Source organism: Dorea phocaeensis, assembly GCF_900240315.1.
GTDB lineage: Bacteria > Bacillota > Clostridia > Lachnospirales > Lachnospiraceae > Dorea_B > Dorea_B phocaeensis.
In genome coordinates, this window is the sequence record NZ_OEPZ01000006.1 from 1 (window position 1) to 20,729 (window position 20,729).

The window sequence follows — 20,729 nt, forward strand, 5'->3', positions numbered from 1 at the left end:
AAACTCTCGTTAAAAATCTCTTCCTGCTTCAAGCAGGTTAAGTTCAAGTTCGTTCCAGGTCCAAGAAAACTACTAGCTTTCTTATCCCTTTTACTGTTTTAAGGTTGACATTTTAAAATGTCTGTTCCGAATAATTCTCTGAAAGAATTTTCAGGGTTGTTGTCTATTGTTTAATTATCAAGGTTCGTTTTTGTTGTTTGCTCTCTTGCGACAGCCATATTAGATTATCACATTCAGTCGAGCTTGTCAACAACTTTTTTAAACTTTTTAAATTTCTTTGTCTTTCTTATTTAAAAAGCCCACTCGCTTTCCGCGGTGGACTTTTATATTAGCACCTTTATTTTACAGTGTCAAGCACTTTTTTACAAAAAAACTACTTTTCTTTACATTTTCTACACAACTTCTTTTCACATTCTTTTCTATCGTTTTCACACCTATCGAATCAGCATCGCCAGCTTCATAATCGGGTTATACTCATATAATGTTTTCAGGATGTGATTCGTCTCTATCATCTGATACATTCCTCTTCCTGCCGGCGTTGTATAAAGTAATGTAATAATCACAAATGCAGTCCACACAAAAAACAGTGCCCCCACAATTCCTACCGCGCCTCCAGCCAGCCTGTTCAGAAAGCCAAGAACCGGAAGTGACGACACAATATCAAGCGCAAATACAATTGCTCGAAACACAATCGTAATCAACACAAATGTGCAGAGAAATGCAATCAGGTGAATGATGAGTTTCGCCAAATACTTTCCCACATACTGGGCAAACGTCTCCGCCCCTAATTCCTGATACACTTCGCCGTTGTTATTTGCCGACAACAGCTCCTTAAATATCTCCGGAAGCTCCGCCTGTTCAATTGCCTGCATCTGCAATTCTCTTGGAATTTCGGCGTTATTTATCGCTTCTTCCATTTCTTTTGAAGCTTCTCCGCTAAGACCATCTAAGATACTGCCGGATACCCCAAATTTTTCCAAATCTTCACTGGTAATATTTCCATTTAGAATATCATCAACGCTCACTCCATACTGAGCCAGCATGTCCTCTGTAACTCCAGCAGCCTCCAACACCCGCTTAACATTCTCTGCAGTAACGCTTTCTCCTTCCGGATCTGCCGCCATAGATGCCGCCTCATCTGCCATTACGCTGACTACCTCTTTTTGAATCATCTCATCCAGCGGTGTATACTCTGCAATCGCCCCCGCCACATACGGTGTCGCGAAAAACACACACACCAACGTAACCAGTGTCGTCACCAAGGACACTGCAATGCGAATGGCTCCGCGCCAGACTCCGATTATCATTCCGATCACTAATACCGAGCTTACCATTACAAACAACCAGTTCATAGCTTCTCCTTATTTTACAAGCCGTACTTTTTCCATTCCATTTGCATTCATCACAATGTACTTATTCACTCCGGCAATCGGAAAAATTTCCAAAATATTATTGTTCATTTCCCCTTCAAACTTCTGGATTCCATTTTTCATAAAAATACTGCATTTCTTGCCGTCATACATAATCACCTGATTACCGCAGATTTTTACGTGGTTATAGTCTCCTGTGAAATCTTTTGACATAACCATCTTTCCATTGGTATTGTAAAGCCGCAGCTCATATCCTTCTTTCCCTGCATTTTTCAAAACCAGTCCAATATATTTTTCACTATGAAAGACGCTTTTGATCTCTTTCTTTATCGAAACTTTCACCCGTTCTTTCGGTTTGTCGCCCCCTTGATAAATAACCAGACAGTTATCGCCTACCGCCACAGACACAGAATCATTCATATAAAATCCCGCTGCCATAATCGTATTCTCATATGTTTCCACAGCCACCTGGTGATCTGCCTTGTCCTCTCCCGCTTTTCCAAAGTTATAATATACGACCTTGGACGTTATGCTGCCTGCCTGCGTATACAAATACAGCACCTGCATTGTCTCTCCATCCGAAGACAAGGTCACATCCAGTGGATAACCCGTTCCCGAAAGAGACGTTTTGTGTTCCACCAATACATTTCCTGCCGTATCATAGCACATAATTTTGGTTATCCCATCACCTTTTAAAATCGCACTGACAATTCCCTGCTTAGAAACGTTGATCTTCTCAATCGGCATGGTGGTATGAATCTCGCCTTTGGTTCCTTCTTCCTGGAACACAACAATATCATTTCCACCTTTATCTGCTACAGCCGCCGCCTCTTCGCACACGTCAATAACCGGCGTTTTAATCTGATACGACTGGTTCCACTCTTCTTCTCCTTTTTGATTCAGATAAGCAATACCATCACGGCTGTATTTCAACACCCCATCTCCAAACTGAGCATACCCGTTATTTGCCGTTTTGCCATTTCCATAAGTATCTACCGTACGCACTTCGCTGTACGTCTGCAAATTAATCAGCAGATAAACTCCCACAACTGCTGCGATAACCGCTGCTGCAATCAGGATAACCTTCCTTCTGAATTTTATTTTACGTTTTCTGATTTCTTCCTCCATGTCTGGAAGCCTGCCATCCTCACTGTTAAGTTCATCCATAATTCTATCGATAATCTCATCCGTTGGATCTTCTGGTTCCCGTACTACATGGAAATTCCTATTCTTCCGGTGTAACATCTGTATTCCCTCTCAAAGTTTCAAGCCGTAGCTTGGATTGCATATAGCGCAATCATTATACCACAATGCGCAGAAAAGGAAGCACCCGCAAGGGTATTTACTTTTCAAGCTGTGGCTTGCCTGGTATAATCTGTCACGAATGTGGCAGCAAGCCGAGGAATCGGCTTGGATTGCATGTAGTGCAATCATTATACCACACTTCTTTTTATGGTAATAGTAATTTTTGCCCGATATAAATCAGGTTTCCATCTGACAATCCGTTCATCCTGCAGATTGCATCTACATGGGATGCATCCCCGTACACTTTTTCACTGATTCGATCCAGTGTATCTCCTTTGACCACCTCATAATACTCTTCGTCTCCCAGTTGCTCCTGCACCGTCGAAATTTCCGGCACCGTTCCTGTTTTCTGCACACTCTGAGTGTCTTTCTTGCTTTCTTTCCCGGAGAGCGTTTCCGCTTTTTGCTTTGGCTCTGTCACTGTCTGCGACAACGTTTCCAGTGACGTCTGAACCGCTTCCATTTTATCGTAATTGTTCATGGTTGAGATACCCATCGCCAATACTACTACAATCAGCAGTATGCTCGCAGCATATACAAATCTGGAATTTTGATGATGCTCTTTTGCTTCCAGCTGCTCCCTTATGGCACTGCGAAAATCCTTTGCAGCTCGATCCTCAACCACTTCACTGGGTGTCACGCCGATCTGTCGTCTTGCATGAATCATATAATTTTGCATATCGGGATTCTTTTCATAATAAATATAATGTCCGCCCATCTGCATTAGTTCCCCGAACTTATAGGCGTAGAATACTTCCTCATTCTCCACAGCATCCTTGTGAATGAAAATGCTGTTTGCTTTTGCAAAGAAACGCTCGTGAATTCTCGCCGCCTCCTGCTCCTGCCCCATCAGATTACCGCTCTCAATCAGGCACCATCCAATCGTCTGACAGGTTGGAAAATGCTCTTTCCGAAGTTCTTCCGCTCGATCTGACGCTTCAATATCAAACTCCAACTTCCCATTTTCTGTTTTCACTTCTTCCACCCGAACCGCCCCGGATATGTAAACGACTTCCTGCCCTTCCTGCGTCACAATCTCCCCGGCAAGTACCGCCATCACCGGCTCTTTTGCCGCTTTTTCTTTTAGCTGGTTCAGATAGGTATCTACATAATCTTCCACATAGATCTTGGGTTCATCGCTCACATTTCCTATCTGCCTTACATTTTTCGGAAATTGTCTTTCCATATACTATCACCTCATCTGCATATTTTTGCTTATGATAGCATATGACTTTTGCGGAATTTAGCGGTTGATGGAGCCTGTCCATTGGAAATTTACGGCAGAGTCTCTCTATTTTCGACGGCTTGTCTCACAGGCGCCGCAATACTTGTCTGTCAGCGTCGTAATCCATCCTTCTTTTGTCCTCGGCACCCCAAAAAGTGTCACCGGCCACATGTGATTCCGAATAATATCTATTTCTACCGGATTCAAATCAAAAAATTTGCGCGCATTCTGATACGCTTTCTCCGGATGTGTTATGCCATGAAACCGATCGCCCGTCTTCGCCGCATGGGTATGCCAATCATACAAGAACAGATCATGGAGCATCCCGCCTCTTGCCGCCGACTTAGCATCTAATTTCAGGAAGCGGCACCATTGATAATTATAGTACGCTACGTTCATGCAATGCTGATAGCAGTTCGTACTCCCATGATGGGGATAAAGCTTCATCCGAAGCACAACCGGATGCCGTGCAATATCCTTTACTTCCTGATAAAATTCATTCTTCCACGCCTGACGCTTCCGTTTTAACCTTCGCGCCGCAGATAACCGAAATTCTCTTAACATCTTTTCTCTCTTCCCACCTTTGATGCCCCTATTTTACCATTTGATCTCCACTATTGCAAATAGCTGCACCATCCAGCGCATGATTTCGCCGAATGGTGCAGCTATTTTTACACGGATTCCTTGTGGAACCTTAAATTATTTTACGAATGCTTTTACTTTTTCATAAATGCTGTCGCTGTCAAGTCCGTACTTCTTAATCAGCTCTGCTGCTGGTCCAGACTCTCCATATACGTCGTTTACTCCGATTTTCAATACTTTCGCCGGAGCTTTTTCTGCAACCACATCACAAACAGCGCTTCCCAGTCCGCCGATTACAGAATGCTCTTCTGCTGTTACGATCTTGCCTGTCTTTGCTGCTGCTTTGATGACTGCTTCTTCATCTAATGGTTTGATGGTGTGCATATTGATCACTTCTGCACTGATTCCATCTGCTTCCAGCTTCTCTGCTGCTGCTAAGGATTCAGATACGGTAAGACCAGTTGCAATGATTGTTACATCTGTTCCTTCCCGGAGTGTAATTGCTTTTCCAATCTCGAATTTATAATCTGGATGATCATTAATTACCGGAACTGCTGCTCTTCCAAAACGCATATAAACCGGTCCTACATGCTCGTAAGCTACTTTTACTGCCGCTTTTGCTTCGATATCATCACTTGGATTCAGTACTACCATTCCAGGAATCGTACGCATCAGTGCAATATCTTCGTTACACTGGTGAGTTGCTCCGTCTTCTCCTACGGAAATACTTGCGTGTGTTGCACCGATCTTTACATTCAACTTCGGATATCCAATAGAGTTACGTACCTGCTCAAATGCACGTCCTGCTGCAAACATTGCAAAAGAACTTGCAAATGGAACTTTTCCGGTTGCAGCGATTCCTGCTGCCACTCCCATCATATTACACTCTGCGATTCCACAGTCAATGTGACGCTCCGGAAATGCCTTCTTGAACATTCCTGTCTTTGTTGCTGCTGCAAGGTCTGCATCTAATACTACTACATCGTCATGCTCTTTTCCCAGTTCAACCAGAGCATTTCCGTAGCTTTCTCTTGTTGCGATCTTCTTTACTTCTGACATAATGCTTCCCCCACTTTCTCTAAATCTGCCATTGCAGTCTCATACTGCTCGTCGTTTGGAGCAGCTCCATGCCAGGATGCCTGGTTTTCCATGAAGGAAACACCTTTTCCTTTGACTGTCTTCGCAATAATTGCAGTTGGACATCCCTTGGTTGCTTTTGCTTCTTTAAATGCAGCGTCAAGTGCATCAAAGTCATGTCCGTCAACATTGATTACATGGAAGTTAAATGCCTCGAATTTCTGATCAATCGGGTATGGAGAGTTTACTTCATCAATTGCTCCGTCAATCTGAAGATTGTTGTTATCTACGATGACAACCAGGTTGTCCAGTTTACGGTGAGCTGCCAGCATTGCTGCCTCCCATACCTGTCCTTCCTGAATTTCTCCATCACCAAGCAGGGTATATACTCGGTAGCTGTCTCCGGAAAGTTTTGCAGACAGAGCCATTCCTACTGCTGCAGAGATTCCCTGTCCCAGAGAACCACTGGACATATCCACACCTGGAATATGTTTCATATCCGGATGTCCCTGCAGATAAGATCCTACTTTTCTTAAGGTAGTCAGATCTTCTACTGGGAAAAATCCACGGTTCGCTAATGTCGCATAGTATCCCGGCGCAGTATGTCCTTTGGATAATACGAAACGGTCACGATCCGCTTTCTTTGGATCCTTCGGATCAATATTCATTTCTTCAAAATAAAGATATGTATAAATATCTGCTGCAGACAAAGATCCGCCCGGATGACCGGATTTTGCACTGTGAACTGCTGTCACGGCACCCTTGCGGACTTCATTTGCCGCCTTCATCAACTCTAACTTGTTCATGGTGTTCCTCCTAGTTTTATAATTCTATCTCTTTAATATATAGCATAACTTAGCTTTCGTGGCAACTATTCACCAAAAACAGCCTTGTAGTCTGCCTGGAATTTTTCAATTCCTGCATCTGTCAGCGGATGCTCTGTCATTTTCTCGATTACTGCATATGGTACTGTTGCAATATCAGCGCCTGCCAGTGCGCAGTCTGTTACATGCATTGGGTGACGAACGCTTGCTGCAATAATCTCTGTCTTAATTCCTGCAATCTTGAAGATCTCTGCGATCTCTGCAATCAGATCTGTACCTCTTACAGAAATGTCATCCAGACGTCCCAGGAATGGAGATACATAAGTTGCTCCTGCTCTTGCAGCAAGAAGTGCCTGATTTGCAGTAAAGATCAATGTTACGTTTGTCTTGATTCCTTCAGATGTCAGCTGTTTGCAGGCTTTCAGTCCTTCTACGGTCATTGGAATCTTTACAACCATGTTTGGATGAATCTTAGCGATTTCTCTTCCTTCTTTGATCATGCCTTCTGCATCTGTTGTAGTTGCCTTTACCTCTCCGCTGATTGGTCCATCTACGATAGATGCGATCTCTGCGATTACTTCTTCAAATACTCTTCCTTCTTTTGCAATCAGAGACGGGTTAGTGGTTACTCCACAGATTACACCCATATCATTTGCTTTTTTAATATCCTCTACCTTTGCTGTGTCAATAAAAAATTTCATTTTTGACTTCCTCCTCTTATCTTATCTTTTTACGATTTTTTTCAGACATTCCTGTGCAGTCTTCTATGTCTAAAATTATAGTCGTGTAATAAGATTCGGTCAATAGCACCTTGTTTTTATTAGTAATTTTATTTATTAATTTTTCGTATTTATTAATAATTTTCATACCCGTTTTTCAATTTTACTATGGTTTTTTGATTGGTTGAGCATTATTATTAGTAATAATTTTTCAAAACAAATTAATTTTATTTTTTCTTCCTGGTATTTGCCGGTCCCGTAGTCCCCCGTACAATCAGCTTCGGCTCATACTCAACGTGATAGGTACTGATCGGTTCCAGCTCTGAGTATCGGCTGTTCTGGGATGCCATTTTCTTCATAATAATGTCACAGGCATCTCGCCCTTTGAAGATCACGAAATGTTCAATGGTCGTTAGTTCCACCTTATGCATCCGCGCAAACAATGTGTTATCACATCCCATCACCGACACCTCTGACGGCACCTTGATCTTCGCCTCGTGGAGCGCGTCCAGCACGCCAAATGCAATCATGTCGTTTAGTCCTGCGATCGCTGTCACATTCTTGTTTTCCGAAAGCAATTCCTTCGTCAGATCATATCCAATCTTGTACTCAGAATCAATGTGGGCCACATCTAAATCAATTTCCTCATCGGCCGCCTTGATAATCACCTGTTCCTTCAGGCCTGCTTTCTCAAACTCTTTTAAGAATCCTTCTACCCGTTTGGAACGCTGTTTCTGCCGAATGGTAAGAGGCGGAGCTATATAGGCCACCTTCCGGTGTCCCAGCTCCAGAAGATGTCTGGCCATAATTCTTCCAAGCTTGGAATTATCAAGCTCCACAGCATCGACATTCATCTTTTCATTCTGATTATTAACGACGGCTACCGGAATCTGTTCTGCAAGTTCTTCCACCATCCCCATAAAACAATGACTGGGATTACAGGTATAGATAATTCCAAGCGGACGAAGCTCCCACATCATCTTCAGATAGCGTTCTTCCATCTTCAGATCTCTCTGGGTATTGCATACAAAAAGTCCAAAGCCCTGCTCTTTCGCCCTGGACTCAATTCCCTGCAAAAGCATTACATAATATGGGTTTGTAAGATTGGAACAAAATACCACCAGAAGCTTTTCCCGTTTTGCGCCCTTCCTAGTCTTGCGCCCCGGCGGAACGTAGCCCAGTTCTTTGGCGGCTCGTTCCACTTTTTCCACGGTTTCTCTGGAAAATGATACATTATGCCGTTTGTTAAGCACCATGGAAACGGTAGCCTGAGATACCCCTGCCGCCTTCGCAATATCGGTAGATGTCACCTTGTTCTTCTTCATTATAATTCCGTTCTCCCCTCCAGGGCACGCAGAAGCGTCACTTCATCAATATACTCCAAATCGCCGCCCACCGGCACGCCGCTTGCGATTCTGCTGACTTTAATTCCAGTCGGCTTAATCAGCTTGCTGATATACATTGCCGTAGTCTCTCCTTCCAAGCTGGAATTGGTGGCAATGATCACTTCTTCTACATCTCCCTGCAGCCTTGCAATCAATTCCTTCAGTTTAATATCCTCAGGACCGATTCCCACCATCGGGGAAATAGCTCCATGCAGCACATGGTAAACACCATTGTACTGCCCTGTCTTTTCGTAAGCCGCTAAATCTCTCGTATTTTCCACTACCATAATCGTCTTGTGATCCCGAGAAGCATTCTGACAGATCGGGCACAATTCCTGATCTGTCAGGGTATAACATTCTGCACAGTAACGCACATTTTCCCGCGCCTCTACCATCGTCGAAGCAAGACGCTTTACCTCTTCAATCGGCATATGGATCAGATGAAATGCAAGCCTTGCCGCCGATTTTGAGCCAATCCCCGGAAGGCAGGAAAGTTCTTCAATCAGTTTGGTAATCTGATTACTGTAATAATCCATTCCTGTCCACTCCTAAGCTAAAATAATCCCGGCATTCCGCCGCCCATTCCGCCTGTGAATTTAGACATTGCCGAAGCGGAAACTTCATCTACTTTACCCATTGCCTCATTAACTGCTGCCACAATCAGGTCTTCCAGCATTTCTACATCATCCGGATCTACCACTTCTTCATCTAGTTTCACTTTCAGAACCTGCTTGGTTCCGGAGACCGTTACTTCCACTGCTCCGCCGCCTGCGGTTGCAGAGAATTCTTTCGTCTCCATTTCTTTTGCCTGTTCTTCCATCTGACGCTGCATCTTCTGCGCCTGTTTCATCAGATTTGCCATATTTCCCGGCATTCCACCGCCTGGAAATCCACCTCTTTTTGCCATATTTCTTTCCTCCTGTTATTCATCCTCTACGGTAATCTCCATATGAATGAGATTTTCAATATCTACAAAATTATCCTCAAATCTTCTTCCTTCTTCCACCTGCCGCACGTCAATCTCCACTGACTTGCCGATCTTCTCTGCAATCAGCTGCGCGATCTCCGCCTTATGCTCCGGCGAAGCTACAACGCTCGCACTCAGTTCATCCGGCAGCACTACCAGAAGACGGTTTCCCTCGCCCGCACTTAGGCGCGCCCGCTTTAGATACATCCGAAGCATCGGGGAAGCATCATTCGCAATCATACGAAAATCCTTTGCCACTGCTTTGACATCCTCGTTCAGCGCCTGGGGAAGTTCCGGTTTGCTCTGCGGCTTAGCCTCTTCCATTTCATACCCGGCGTCCCCCGCGTATGCGACGGGCTCCATTCTGGCCACATTTTGAAGACCTTCTTCTAACTGCTTTTCAATTGCCCGGATTCGATCAAACAGCGCATCCTGATTCTGATCCATTGCCGGACGGCACAGCTTAATTAAGGTTACCTCCAGAATCACCCGCTTCTGTGCAGCATATTTCAGCTGGCTGGTAAGATCCGAGAAAATTCTAATATAACGGATCAGCGTGTCATTGTCAATCATCTGCGCCTCTTCACGAAGCTGCGCCAAATTCTCACTCGATACGTCCAGCACATCCTCCATATCATCTGAGCTCTTTATCAGCAAAAGATTCCTGAGATACCAGGTAAAATCCGCTGAAAGCTGAGATAACTCCCGGCCCTGCATCACCAGCTCTTCCACCGTCTCAATGACCTTGCGCACATCCATCGAAAGCAGCTCCCGAAGAAGTCTGCTAAACACCGACGTATCTACCGCACCAAGCACTTCCAGCACATGGTCATACGTCAGCCGCTCTCCAATATAAAATGCCACACACTGATCCAGAAGGCTTAACGAATCACGCATAGAACCATCCGCCACCTTCGCAATGTAACGGATCGCCTTGTCTTCTACGTCCCAGCCTTCCTTCTCAATCAATTCTCTTAACCTGGCTGAAATCGTCTCAATGGAAATACGCTTAAAATCATACCGCTGACAACGACTCAAAATCGTAATCGGTATCTTATGAACTTCCGTTGTCGCCAGAATAAAAATCACATATTCCGGCGGTTCCTCCAACGTCTTTAACAGCGCATTAAATGCGCCGATGGACAGCATATGCACCTCGTCGATGATATATACTTTATACCTTCCTTCCGTCGGACGGTATGCGACCTCTTCCCGAATTTCCCTGATATTGTCCACACCATTATTGGACGCCGCATCGATTTCAATCACGTTCATGGACGTCCCCGACGCAATGGAACGGCACATTTTACATTCCCCACAAGGGCTTCCGTCCACCGGGTGCTCGCAATTAACTGCCTTTGCAAAAATTTTTGCCACCGTCGTTTTACCGGTCCCTCTTGTTCCGCAGAACAGGTAGGCATGTCCAATCCGCTCCCCTTTGATCTGATTCTTCAATGTTTTTACTATAGCATCCTGCCCTTTTACGTCCTCAAATTCATCGGGACGAAATTTACGGTATAACGCCGTATATGACATGTTTTACACTCCTATCTGTTACTCCATCTCGGAATCTCCGAAACTGATTCCGGTCCATTTAGCTTCCTTAATAATCTCAGAAGCCGGATTTACATATTTTAGCTTTCCTGCAACTTCTGAAAGCGGAACTCGGACGATATCTCCTCTTCGAACCGCCATCATACAGCCGAATTCTCCATCCAGAATTGCTTCCGCCGCAGCCGCTCCAAGCCGAGTAGCCAGTACGCGGTCATATGCGCACGGAGACCCGCCCCTCTGGGTGTGTCCCGGCACCGTAATCCGGACTTCCTGATCCGTCTTGCTTTGAATCTTCTCTGCCACCTCATATGCCACAGACGGATATTTCTTCTTCGCTTTCTTTTCCTTTAGCGCCTTCTTGGAAAGCGCTGCATCTTCCTTAGAAATCGCGCCTTCTGCAACTGCAATAATCGTAAATCGCTTTCCGGCTGCTTTGCGCCGGTCAATCGCATTCACCACCACATCAATATCGTACGGAATCTCCGGAAGCAGAATGATGTCCGCTCCGCCCGCAATTCCGGCATGAAGCGTTACCCAGCCTACCTTATGCCCCATGACTTCTACAATAAATACCCGACTGTGGGAAGTCGCTGTTGTATGAATCTTGTCGATGGTATCCGTCGCAATATCCACAGCGCTTTGGAATCCGAACGTCATATCCGTTCCCCACAGATCATTGTCGATGGTTTTCGGAAGCGTTACCACGTTCAATCCTTCTTCTCTCAGAAGATTCGCCGTTTTGTGTGTTCCATTTCCTCCCAGCACCACCAGACAGTCAAGATTCAGTTTATGATAAGTATGCTTCATTGCCTCTACCTTATCCAAACCATTTGCATCTGGTACACGCATCAACTTAAACGGCTGTCTGGATGTCCCCAGAATCGTGCCGCCAAGAGTGAGTATACCAGAGAAATCCTTCGCTGTCAGCATCGTAAAGTTTGAATAGATCAATCCTTTATAGCCCTCTTGGAATCCGTAAATTTCTACATCTTCTCGTTTGGAACATAAACCTTTGACAACACCGCGCATCGCCGCATTTAATGCCTGGCAGTCCCCGCCGCTTGTCAGCATACCAATTCTCAGCATAAGTTTCTCCTTTCTTTGCCATCGTTTTCCACGTAGAAATTATAACTTATTTTAGAGAATCCTACAACGGGGGACAGGGGAAATGTCAATCGGGGACGGAGGTTTTTTCATTTGTACACGTCCCAAATGTAATCGGGGACGGAGGTTTTTTCATTTGTACACGTCCCCACTTGACATTCGGTGTATAATATTATCAGAACAATTCAGAAAGCAGGTAAAAATGTGGATAAGTTAGATATAAAATTATGGACTCTGGCCGCCAAAGGCCAAATCGTTCCCGACCGTTCTCTTCTAAAGACGCCGGAACAGATCGCTGCAATCAAGAAAAGTGCCGATCTTAACACAGCCGTGCTAGATCACGTGGCCGCTCACATCCGTCCGGGAATGAGCACCGCCGAGATCGATCAACTGGTATACGACTATACCACGACGCATGGTGGAATCCCCGCGCCGTTAAATTACTGTGGTTTTCCTAAAAGTGTATGCACTTCTATTAATAATGTCGTATGTCACGGAATCCCGGATGAGCATGAAATTCTAGAAGAGGGGGATATCATCAACGTCGATGTCTCTACCATTCTTGATGGATACTATTCCGACGCATCACGTATGTTCGCAATCGGAACACTCTCACCAGAAGCTGAGAAACTAATGCGCGTCACGAAAGAATGTGTAGAACTTGGTCTTGCAGCAGCCAAACCCTGGGGACACTTAGGCGACATCGCTCATGCTATTAATTCCCATGCACAGAAAAACGGCTACTCTGTAGTGGAGGAAATCGGCGGGCACGGAATCGGTCTTGAATTCCACGAAGATCCTTTCGTTAGTTACGTAACACCAAAGGGGTCTGAGATGGTTCTGGTTCCGGGAATGATTTTTACCATCGAGCCAATGATCAACGAAGGCAGCCCGGACTTTTTTATTGATGAAGAAAATGATTGGACCGTCTACACCATCGACGATGGGCTTTCTGCTCAGATTGAGTACATGGTTTTGATCACCGAGACAGGGGTTGAAGTTTTAACAAAATAAATCCCTTTGAAAACGAATGCATATACAAAAAGAGTCGTACGGGATCGACGCATTTGAATAAATGCCCTTTCCTCACGACTCTTTCCTTTTTATAAATATAAATTTTTCTGCATTTAACTTTCATCTATCACCTTCAGCACCAGCGCAGAATGCGCTCCCATATTTACCACAAGATCGCCATTTCTCACCAGATATTCCTCATACTCCATCGTATACCCATCCAGATAAGAATACATCAGACGAACCATGCGGCAGCGCTGCGCAACTTCGGCGCACCATACCGGAACCGTCACCTCTGCCAGCTCACTGCGGTTATTGATAATCACAATAATCGGCTCCTCCAAAAATCTTCCGTAAGCCAGAATATTTTCATCCCAGCAAAGAAGTTTCAAGGATCCCGTCCGAAGCGCGGGGAATTCTTTATGAATGCGGATCATCTCTTTGTGAAACGAAAGCATTTCCTGATCTTCGTGTCCCCACGGATAAGTTCTTCGGTTATCCGGATCTGTAAATCCACACACACCGGCCTCATCGCCGTAATACACCGTCGGCGCTCCGGGCCATGTCATCTGCATCACCACAGCTTCACGCATAACTGCCGGATTCACATATGCCTCTGCCGCTTCCGGGCCAAGGTGTTCCACTCGTCCCACGATGTGGTTTGTCCGGGTCAGGAACCTGGAATGATCATGGTTGGACAACTCATTCATCGCTACCTGCAGAGACGGCGTCAGCATATTCGCCATATGATGCTGGATACTTCCCACAAAATTATCTGCATTTCCAAGAAGCTCCTCTCTTGCTTCATCGCTGTGCTTCTCCATTCCAGTCAAAAACCAGGTGACCGGCTCCATAAATGCATCATAATTCATCACTGTATCCCATTCATCTCCCTGCAGCCATTCTCCCGGATCCCCGTAATGCTCAGCAAGAATCAGCGCATTGGGATTTGCATCCTTCACTGCCTGCCGGAATTTCTTCCAGAAATAATGATTATACTCATTGCTGCGTCCCAAATCTGCCGCCACGTCTAGGCGCCAGCCATCCACATTGTACGGCGGCGACACCCATTTGCGTCCGATCTGCAAAATATAATTTTCCAGCTTCGTAGAATCTTCATAATTTAATTTCGGAAGGGTATCATGCCCCCACCATCCATCATAATTCCCATTGTACGGCCAAGCCCCCGGCTCCTCCTGAAAGAATCGGAAATAGCTCCTGTAAGGACTGTCTGCCGACACATAGGCGCCTGGCTCATATGTGTCCTGCCCTTCGTAAATCCTTTCCCGATCCATCCACTTATTAAAAGAACCACAGTGATTGAATACACCGTCCAGGATAATTTTCATGCCGCGCCGATGGAGTTCCTCTACCAATTGGATAAACAACTCATTACTAGCTTCCAAGTTTTTAAAGCTGCCTGTTCGCCGCTGATATTTTGTCGCCTGTCTATTTTCCGTCACTCCCTCCGGCAGAACCCCTCCGCCATCGTCTACAATCGCGCCGTAGTGCGGATCAATATAATCATAATCCTGAATATCGTATTTGTGGTTGGATGGCGATACGAACAGCGGGTTAAAATACAACACTTCCACGCCCAAATCCTGCAGGTAGTCCAGCTTTTCTATCACGCCCTGTAGATCACCGCCGTAAAATTCCCGAACGCCCATAGCCGCCGGATATTTGTTCCAATCCTTCACCCTGCTGCTATAGCCGCCTATATAATAATACTCTCTGTCTTCTACATCATTGGAAGGATCTCCATTATAAAAGCGGTCTGTAAAAATTTGATACATCACCGCGCCTTTTGCCCAGTCCGGCGTAGAAAAGCCAGGAACAATCCTGAAATCATAAAAGATTTTCCTTTCCTTCGATACGCCGCATCTGCCATAATAACAAAGCTCTTCTCCTTTTTCCACCTGAAAACAATAGGAAAATGGCTCTTCGCCAAGCTTCCAGTTAATTGTATAATAGTCAAATAATCCCCGGGAACTTTCTTTTTCCATATCATACCCCACATTCCCGGTAATTAGACGGACGCAGTCTATATCATCCTTCGCCGTTCGGAACCGGAGACGTACCATCTCCCGCTCCTTTGGCTCTGCCGGAATGACATAGGCTGCGGTTCCATCACAGAATAACGCTTGTTCATTCATGCGCTCTGATTCCTCTCTATTCTTCCTGTATCCGGTCTCCTGCCGCTAAATTAGCAGGATTCTTCCGGAAACAGAGCTTCAAATTCTTCTCTGGAAATTTTTTCTTTTTCCAGCAAAAGTTCTGCACATTCATGCAGCACACCATCATACTTCTGAATAATGGTTTTTGCTTTCTCGTAACATTCATCGATGATCCGCTTTACTTCCTGATCAATCGTTGTCGCCACATTTTCTCCATAACCTCTGGAAGCATGAGCCAGATCTCGCCCGATGAACACTTCATCACTATCGTCATCGTAGTTAATCAGACCAACCGTCTCAGACATTCCAAACTTCATTACCATGGAACGCGCAAGCCCCGTCGCCTGCTTGATATCCTGGGATGCTCCTGTCGTAATATCATCAAGCACTAGCTCTTCTGCTACGCGCCCGCCAAGAGACACGGTAATATCCTGCAGCATCTTCCCTTTGGTATTGAACATGTCATCCTGCTCCGGCAGCGGCATCGTATACCCGCCGGCGCCTCCCGTCGGAATAATGGATACGCTGTAGACCGGACCCACATCCGGAAGGACATGGAACAAAATCGCGTGCCCCGCTTCATGGAACGCAGTGATTCGTTTCTCCTTATCGGAAATAACCCGGCTCTTCTTTTCAGTACCAATTCCCACCTTCACAAATGCCTGGCGGATATCCTGCTGTTTCAGATATACCCGGTCTTCTTTCGCTGCAATAATTGCTGCCTCATTCAAAAGGTTCTCCAGATCCGCCCCGGTAAATCCGGCCGTCGTCTGCGCAATCTGTTTTAGATCAATCTCCTCACTCAAAGGTTTGCCTTTGGCATGTACTTTCAGAATCTCTTCTCTTCCCTGGACATCCGGACGTCCTACCATAACCTTCCGGTCAAATCTTCCCGGACGTAAGATTGCCGGATCCAGAATATCCACCCGGTTTGTCGCCGCCATCACGATGATCCCTTCATTAACTCCGAAGCCATCCATCTCAACCAACAGCTGGTTCAATGTCTGTTCCCGTTCATCATGGCCGCCGCCCATACCGGTGCCACGGCGTCTTGCCACGGCATCAATCTCATCAATAAATATAATGCAAGGCGCATTCTTTTTTGCATCTTCAAATAAATCACGAACACGAGACGCACCTACACCAACAAACATTTCCACAAAGTCAGATCCTGAGATGGTAAAGAACGGAACTCCTGCCTCACCGGCCACTGCCTTTGCAAGCAAAGTCTTTCCGGTTCCCGGAGGTCCCACAAGGAGAACTCCTTTCGGGATTCTCGCCCCTACCTGAATATACTTTTTCGGAGACCGAAGGAAATCAACAATTTCCTCCAAATCTTCTTTCTCTTCTCTCAAGCCCGCCACCTGGGCAAATGTAATCTTCTTGTCCTGCTCCGTGCTCAGACGCGCACGGCTCTTCCCAAAGTTCATCGCCTTTGAATTAGCTCCCGCGCCATTCTGCCGATTCATCAGCATAAAGATTACCATCACACCGCCAAACATCAAAAGCATCGGCATGATCGTCGTCGCAAACCAGTTATCCTGCGGAATATCCGGCATCTGATAATCGACGTCCTTCTTCTTTAAATAATCCTGAATCTCATTGACATCCGATACATACAGATAACGGACATCTCCGTTTTTCGCATCGCCGACTTGAATCTCCAATCGACCAGTCGGAACATTCTTGTTCTGTCTGACAACCACCTCTGTTACGTCTTCGCTTACAATCAGCTTTTCAAACGTATTCCAGGACAGCTGTTTTTCTTTCTGCTCAAACTGATTCGTAAACCAGAGTGCCGCAAACACAAAGATGACGAACATCAACAGCGTCACTCCACTCAGTCCTCTTGTTTTTTTGTCGCCCAATGTCTAGCCCCTTTCTATTTCGCTCCCTATTCTACGCCTTCTACCACTCCGATATATGGAAGATTTCTATATTTCTGTGCATAGTCAAGTCCATAGCCAACTACAAACTCATCTGGAATCTCAAATCCAACATAATCTACCTTTACGTCTCTGACACGTCTGTCCGGTTTGTCAAGAAGGGTACACAGCTTCATGCTCTTCGGATTTCTCTTTGCCAGGATGTCAAGCAGATAATACAAAGTTCTTCCGGAATCGATGATATCTTCGACAACCAGTACATCTTTTCCTTCCAACGTCTCATCTAAATCTTTTGCGATCTTCACAACACCACTTGACGCCGTTCCGTCTCCGTAGCTGCTAACACTCATAAAATCCATAGATACCGGCACGCTGATTCTCTTAGCCAGCTCGCACATAAAGAATACGCCGCCCTTTAATACACAGATCAGATGCACCTGTTTGCCGGCATAATCCTCACTGATCTTCTTTCCAAGATACTCAATTCTCTTCGCAACCTCTGCCTCATCAACCAATACTCTAACGCTCTCTGCCATCTTCTTTTCCTCCGTAAAATGTAATTTCTAAAATATTTTTTGTGTGTTCTGTAATCTGATAATCCTGACTCTGCCGGTATCCTACCACCCACATAATCTTAGAGCCGTCCGCCACAAGCCAGACCCGATCCCTCTCTTCTTTGGGAATCTTCTCATTGATAAAATACTGTTTCAGCTTCTGCCTTCCTCCCATGCGATTCACCGCCAGGGAATCTCCCGGCTTCCTGCGCCTTATTTTTACAGTATTTTTTATTATATCATAATCGAACCATTTCGTGTACTCTTTTTCAGGAAATCTTGTCATATCCGGCGTTCTTTCAAAAACTCGCATAGATACTCTCTTTGCCATCAAAGATTCCGGCATTTCCTCATACACATCAAGCTGTGCTTCTTCGCCCTGTATTTTTTTGCCCCATTTTTCCACTCGAATTCCTTCGTAGCACCGAATCGCTTCCAACTGATACGGAAGCAAAACCCTTCTTCCTACCTGTTTCTCCATCAATTCCTGTACCATTTCCACATGAACCACTTCTATATCTCTGCTCTTTCCCGCCATCCGGCAAAGCACTTGATATACCACCCTCGACTTCAGCGCCTCAGGAACACATTCGTAAATGGATTTGTGCAGGCAGCCTTCCTGGAAACAATTTTCTAAATGTTTTTCCGTCTCTGCCTCAAGATATTCCTCTGCAGCACGAAACTGTTCCATTGCCTTTGCCATGTGCTCCACCGTCTGCCGATTAACCGCATGTTCCAAGTACGGAATTACATGGCTTCTGATCCGGTTTCTGGTATAGGTGTCCTCCTTATTTGTTTCATCCGTACAATAAGATATTCCCCGTTTTTCCAAATATGATTCAATCTCCAGCCGACTAACCGCAAGAAGTGGACGAATCCACACTCCTTCAGCCGGAGCAATCCCTCCTGCCCCCTTTAGTCCGCACCCCCTGCAAAGGTTCCAAAGCAGTGTCTCTGCATTGTCATTTTTGTGGTGAGCAAGTGCAATCTTACTTCCTTCTCTCTCCTTTAAAAGTTCCGTGAACACCTGGCGGCGCACCTCTCTGCCTGCCTCCTCTTCCCCAACGCCCCGCTCCAGCGCATAAGCTCGAATGTCTGCCCGGTGAACATGAAGCACTACGTTCTGCTGCCGGCACAGATTGCGCACATAGGCTTCATCCTCATCTGCTGATTCCCCTCTTAATCCATGATGAACATGAACCGCCTCAAGCTCAATTCCAAGTTCAGCGCGTAAGTTTAACAGCACGAAAAGAAGGCACACCGAATCTGCACCTCCTGACAAGCCCACCAGCACCTTATCGCCCCGGTCAATCATATGATATTTTTCTATATATGCTTTTATCTGCTGTTCCATCTTCCGACTCTTTTTGCCTTTCTCTTCCTCTCTATTCTCTCTGAACTCCTTCTGAGCTCTCTGAACTCCTTCTGAGCTCTCTGAACTTGGTACTTCTTCAGATTCTGCTTTACTAATTTATAACTATATAGAAATTCAGACAAAAAAGCAAGTTTACAGGTTCCAGATTCCCACTGCGATCACCGTCATATCATCCGAAGGCACCTCTCCCGACACTTCCAGAACCCGCCCCAAAATATGATGTGCAAATTCTTTTGGATTCACCATACCGGCTTCCCAAATAAACTGCTTCATTAATTCTTCCTGTTCTCCTACCGGAAGTGCATCCATCACACCGTCCGTCACCATAATCACAAAATCTCCCGATTCCAGCTTAAGTGTCTGACTGTCAATTTCCAATTCCTGTAAAACGCCGATCGGGAGCGTTGATGAGGTAATCTTCTCCACCCCTTCTGCCCGCTTTACAAAAGTAACCGATGCACCGGCTTTCACAAATTCACAGGTTCCCGTATAAAGATCAAACATACTAACGTCAATCGTTGAGAACCGAACTTCCTCCCTCCCAATGGCAAGCGCTGTATTCATCATCTGAATCGCTGTTTTTACCGGAAAGCCCGCTTCTAAAAGTTCCTCCAGCATCTCCACAACCATTTTACTCTCCTGAAGCGCTGCTTCCCCAGAACCCATGCCATCCGAGAGCGCAATCCCTTTCTTCCCGCCTGGCAGATCGGTCATCAAAAAAGTATCTCCCGAAATTTTATCGCACCCCTTCCCAATCTTCGCCACTCCTTGAAGCGTATGAAACCTTGCACTCTCCACACAGGCGATACTGCAGTATTCTTCCCCCACTACCGGACGCTCCCCCTGCTCCGGAACCATGGTTCGTCCTACGCATCTCCCTACAAGAGCCGCCATTTCTTTGGTTGCAATCAATTGGCCTTTCCCTGCCTTTACCGTTAAGTGAATCTCATATTTCCCCTGGGACGTCATATAAAACACCACCGACAGCATCCGCACGCCGGACTTTCGCAGCTGACTCTTGATCCGCTTTTCCAGATGATCATCTGTAAATATTCCCGCATCCAGTTCTCTCGTTGCCCCTTTTATCATCCCTGCCAGACTCATAAGCTGCCCTGCATATCCTTCCCTGTTGCGGACGATTTTCTGGTTCCACATCAGTACCTGCTTACCGCCCTCGAATACTTCCAGTGCCTCTCGAAGAAATCTTGGCGCCAGCAGACATTGACGTTTCAGTTTCCGCTTCAATTCCACATTCAATTCCGCCCCGTATTCTTCTACCTTGCACAAGATCTCATAAAAAATCTGATAGGTATCGATCTTTTTCTCTCCCAAACACTCTTCCCGCCGCTCACACTCACAGCCTCTGCACACCCGATCTGTTGTCCGCTGAAACATTTCTTCGATCTCCTCTTTTGAAAATGTCCCTCGATACGGCTCCAGCTGTACAAAGGTGTTCGACAAATGTACCAATGAATCCGCAAACTTGTCCATCTGAATGACATATGGATTCAAAAACGTCTCTTTTTCTTTTACTGCTTCCATTCTTTTCCCCTTTTCCTGCGGTTTCTTTGACAAATTTTGCCCAGACATTGAAAAAAGCTTTAGGAATCT

The 20,729-nt window shown here is 45.6% G+C and carries 18 protein-coding genes; 1 reads left to right on the top strand and 17 read right to left on the bottom strand.

The genetic code is table 11. The annotated features are described in order from the left end of the window. Nucleotides 1-434: 434 nt before the first annotated feature. The 12 genes from C0979_RS10930 to C0979_RS10985 all read right to left on the bottom strand — a co-directional run bounded on the left by C0979_RS10930 (nucleotide 435) and on the right by C0979_RS10985 (nucleotide 12,094). Nucleotides 435-1,352, bottom strand: coding sequence for a CvpA family protein (locus C0979_RS10930; protein ID WP_101696024.1), 918 nt, complete (start codon nucleotides 1,350-1,352; stop codon nucleotides 435-437). Nucleotides 1,353-1,361: 9 nt separating this feature from the next. After that, entirely contained in the window at nucleotides 1,362-2,615 is a 1,254-nt protein-coding gene (locus tag C0979_RS10935; RefSeq protein ID WP_101696025.1) for a DUF5711 family protein, read from the bottom strand. 205 nt (nucleotides 2,616-2,820) lie between these two features. Further along, nucleotides 2,821-3,861: a LysM peptidoglycan-binding domain-containing protein gene (locus C0979_RS10940; protein WP_101696026.1), complete on the bottom strand. Its 1,041-nt coding sequence runs from the start codon at nucleotides 3,859-3,861 to the stop codon at nucleotides 2,821-2,823. Nucleotides 3,862-3,966: 105 nt separating this feature from the next. After that, entirely contained in the window at nucleotides 3,967-4,464 is a 498-nt protein-coding gene (locus tag C0979_RS10945) for an HDIG domain-containing metalloprotein (protein WP_101696027.1), read from the bottom strand. A 135-nt stretch (nucleotides 4,465-4,599) separates the two neighbouring features. Next, nucleotides 4,600-5,541 carry a transketolase family protein gene (locus C0979_RS10950; protein WP_101696028.1) on the bottom strand — a complete coding sequence of 314 codons (942 nt, stop codon included), beginning with the start codon at nucleotides 5,539-5,541 and terminating at the stop codon, nucleotides 4,600-4,602. After that, the gene (locus tag C0979_RS10955) at nucleotides 5,529-6,365 is read right to left on the bottom strand and encodes a transketolase (RefSeq protein WP_101696029.1); all 837 of its coding nucleotides are present in this window, start codon (nucleotides 6,363-6,365) and stop codon (nucleotides 5,529-5,531) included. The genes C0979_RS10950 and C0979_RS10955 overlap by 13 nt, the downstream gene beginning before the upstream one ends. A 65-nt stretch (nucleotides 6,366-6,430) precedes the next feature. Then, nucleotides 6,431-7,084, bottom strand: coding sequence for a fructose-6-phosphate aldolase (gene fsa, locus C0979_RS10960; protein WP_101696030.1), 654 nt, complete (start codon nucleotides 7,082-7,084; stop codon nucleotides 6,431-6,433). A gap of 245 nt (nucleotides 7,085-7,329) precedes the next feature. Beyond that, entirely contained in the window at nucleotides 7,330-8,427 is a 1,098-nt protein-coding gene (locus C0979_RS10965; protein WP_101696031.1) for a LacI family DNA-binding transcriptional regulator, read from the bottom strand. Continuing rightward, complete coding sequence (recR, locus tag C0979_RS10970) at nucleotides 8,427-9,023, bottom strand: recombination mediator RecR (protein ID WP_101696032.1); 597 nt, start codon at nucleotides 9,021-9,023, stop codon at nucleotides 8,427-8,429. The genes C0979_RS10965 and recR overlap by 1 nt, the downstream gene beginning before the upstream one ends. Before the next feature lie 17 nt (nucleotides 9,024-9,040). Beyond that, nucleotides 9,041-9,394, bottom strand: coding sequence for a YbaB/EbfC family nucleoid-associated protein (locus C0979_RS10975; RefSeq protein WP_101696033.1), 354 nt, complete (start codon nucleotides 9,392-9,394; stop codon nucleotides 9,041-9,043). A 15-nt stretch (nucleotides 9,395-9,409) separates the two neighbouring features. After that, complete coding sequence (dnaX, locus tag C0979_RS10980; protein ID WP_101696034.1) at nucleotides 9,410-10,990, bottom strand: DNA polymerase III subunit gamma/tau; 1,581 nt, start codon at nucleotides 10,988-10,990, stop codon at nucleotides 9,410-9,412. Nucleotides 10,991-11,008: 18 nt separating this feature from the next. Beyond that, nucleotides 11,009-12,094, bottom strand: a complete 1,086-nt coding sequence (locus tag C0979_RS10985) for a 6-phosphofructokinase (RefSeq protein WP_101696035.1) — start codon at nucleotides 12,092-12,094, stop codon at nucleotides 11,009-11,011. 222 nt (nucleotides 12,095-12,316) lie between these two features. Between C0979_RS10985 and map the strand changes: the two genes are divergently transcribed. Next, on the top strand, nucleotides 12,317-13,126 hold the full coding sequence (gene map, locus C0979_RS10990) for a type I methionyl aminopeptidase (protein ID WP_101696036.1): 810 nt from the start codon (nucleotides 12,317-12,319) through the stop codon (nucleotides 13,124-13,126). Nucleotides 13,127-13,239: 113 nt separating this feature from the next. Here the strand turns inward: map and C0979_RS10995 are convergent, their stop codons facing one another. The 5 genes from C0979_RS10995 to C0979_RS11015 form a co-directional block, all read right to left on the bottom strand. Beyond that, complete coding sequence (locus C0979_RS10995; RefSeq protein WP_101696037.1) at nucleotides 13,240-15,282, bottom strand: glycoside hydrolase family 13 protein; 2,043 nt, start codon at nucleotides 15,280-15,282, stop codon at nucleotides 13,240-13,242. Between the two features lie 50 nt (nucleotides 15,283-15,332). After that, the gene (gene ftsH / locus C0979_RS11000) at nucleotides 15,333-17,171 is read right to left on the bottom strand and encodes an ATP-dependent zinc metalloprotease FtsH (protein WP_101696038.1); all 1,839 of its coding nucleotides are present in this window, start codon (nucleotides 17,169-17,171) and stop codon (nucleotides 15,333-15,335) included. A gap of 26 nt (nucleotides 17,172-17,197) precedes the next feature. Then, nucleotides 17,198-17,725, bottom strand: coding sequence for a hypoxanthine phosphoribosyltransferase (gene hpt / locus C0979_RS11005; RefSeq protein ID WP_101696039.1), 528 nt, complete (start codon nucleotides 17,723-17,725; stop codon nucleotides 17,198-17,200). Further along, nucleotides 17,709-19,097, bottom strand: coding sequence for a tRNA lysidine(34) synthetase TilS (tilS, locus tag C0979_RS11010; protein ID WP_101696040.1), 1,389 nt, complete (start codon nucleotides 19,095-19,097; stop codon nucleotides 17,709-17,711). Before tilS ends, hpt begins: the two co-directional genes overlap by 17 nt. Before the next feature lie 153 nt (nucleotides 19,098-19,250). Beyond that, nucleotides 19,251-20,660 (bottom strand): SpoIIE family protein phosphatase, encoded by a 1,410-nt coding sequence (locus C0979_RS11015; RefSeq protein WP_101696111.1) that lies wholly within the window; start codon nucleotides 20,658-20,660, stop codon nucleotides 19,251-19,253. Between the last annotated feature and the right edge of the window lie 69 nt (nucleotides 20,661-20,729).

What these genes read in the sequence shown, in the direction of transcription:
- C0979_RS10930 (WP_101696024.1), bottom strand. Translation starts at nt 1,352, where the DNA reads ATGAACTGGTTGTTTGTAATGGTAAGCTCGGTATTAGTGATCGGAATG.
- C0979_RS10985 (WP_101696035.1), bottom strand. Translation starts at nt 12,094, where the DNA reads ATGCTGAGAATTGGTATGCTGACAAGCGGCGGGGACTGCCAGGCATTA.
- C0979_RS10995 (WP_101696037.1), bottom strand. Translation starts at nt 15,282, where the DNA reads ATGAATGAACAAGCGTTATTCTGTGATGGAACCGCAGCCTATGTCATT.
- C0979_RS10950 (WP_101696028.1), bottom strand. Translation starts at nt 5,541, where the DNA reads ATGTCAGAAGTAAAGAAGATCGCAACAAGAGAAAGCTACGGAAATGCT.
- C0979_RS10955 (WP_101696029.1), bottom strand. Translation starts at nt 6,365, where the DNA reads ATGAACAAGTTAGAGTTGATGAAGGCGGCAAATGAAGTCCGCAAGGGT.
- hpt (WP_101696039.1), bottom strand. Translation starts at nt 17,725, where the DNA reads ATGGCAGAGAGCGTTAGAGTATTGGTTGATGAGGCAGAGGTTGCGAAG.
- recR (WP_101696032.1), bottom strand. Translation starts at nt 9,023, where the DNA reads ATGGATTATTACAGTAATCAGATTACCAAACTGATTGAAGAACTTTCC.
- C0979_RS10935 (WP_101696025.1), bottom strand. Translation starts at nt 2,615, where the DNA reads ATGTTACACCGGAAGAATAGGAATTTCCATGTAGTACGGGAACCAGAA.
- tilS (WP_101696040.1), bottom strand. Translation starts at nt 19,097, where the DNA reads ATGGAACAGCAGATAAAAGCATATATAGAAAAATATCATATGATTGAC.
- C0979_RS10945 (WP_101696027.1), bottom strand. Translation starts at nt 4,464, where the DNA reads ATGTTAAGAGAATTTCGGTTATCTGCGGCGCGAAGGTTAAAACGGAAG.
- C0979_RS10975 (WP_101696033.1), bottom strand. Translation starts at nt 9,394, where the DNA reads ATGGCAAAAAGAGGTGGATTTCCAGGCGGTGGAATGCCGGGAAATATG.
- C0979_RS10940 (WP_101696026.1), bottom strand. Translation starts at nt 3,861, where the DNA reads ATGGAAAGACAATTTCCGAAAAATGTAAGGCAGATAGGAAATGTGAGC.
- dnaX (WP_101696034.1), bottom strand. Translation starts at nt 10,990, where the DNA reads ATGTCATATACGGCGTTATACCGTAAATTTCGTCCCGATGAATTTGAG.
- fsa (WP_101696030.1), bottom strand. Translation starts at nt 7,084, where the DNA reads ATGAAATTTTTTATTGACACAGCAAAGGTAGAGGATATTAAAAAAGCA.
- C0979_RS10965 (WP_101696031.1), bottom strand. Translation starts at nt 8,427, where the DNA reads ATGAAGAAGAACAAGGTGACATCTACCGATATTGCGAAGGCGGCAGGG.
- C0979_RS11015 (WP_101696111.1), bottom strand. Translation starts at nt 20,660, where the DNA reads ATGGAAGCAGTAAAAGAAAAAGAGACGTTTTTGAATCCATATGTCATT.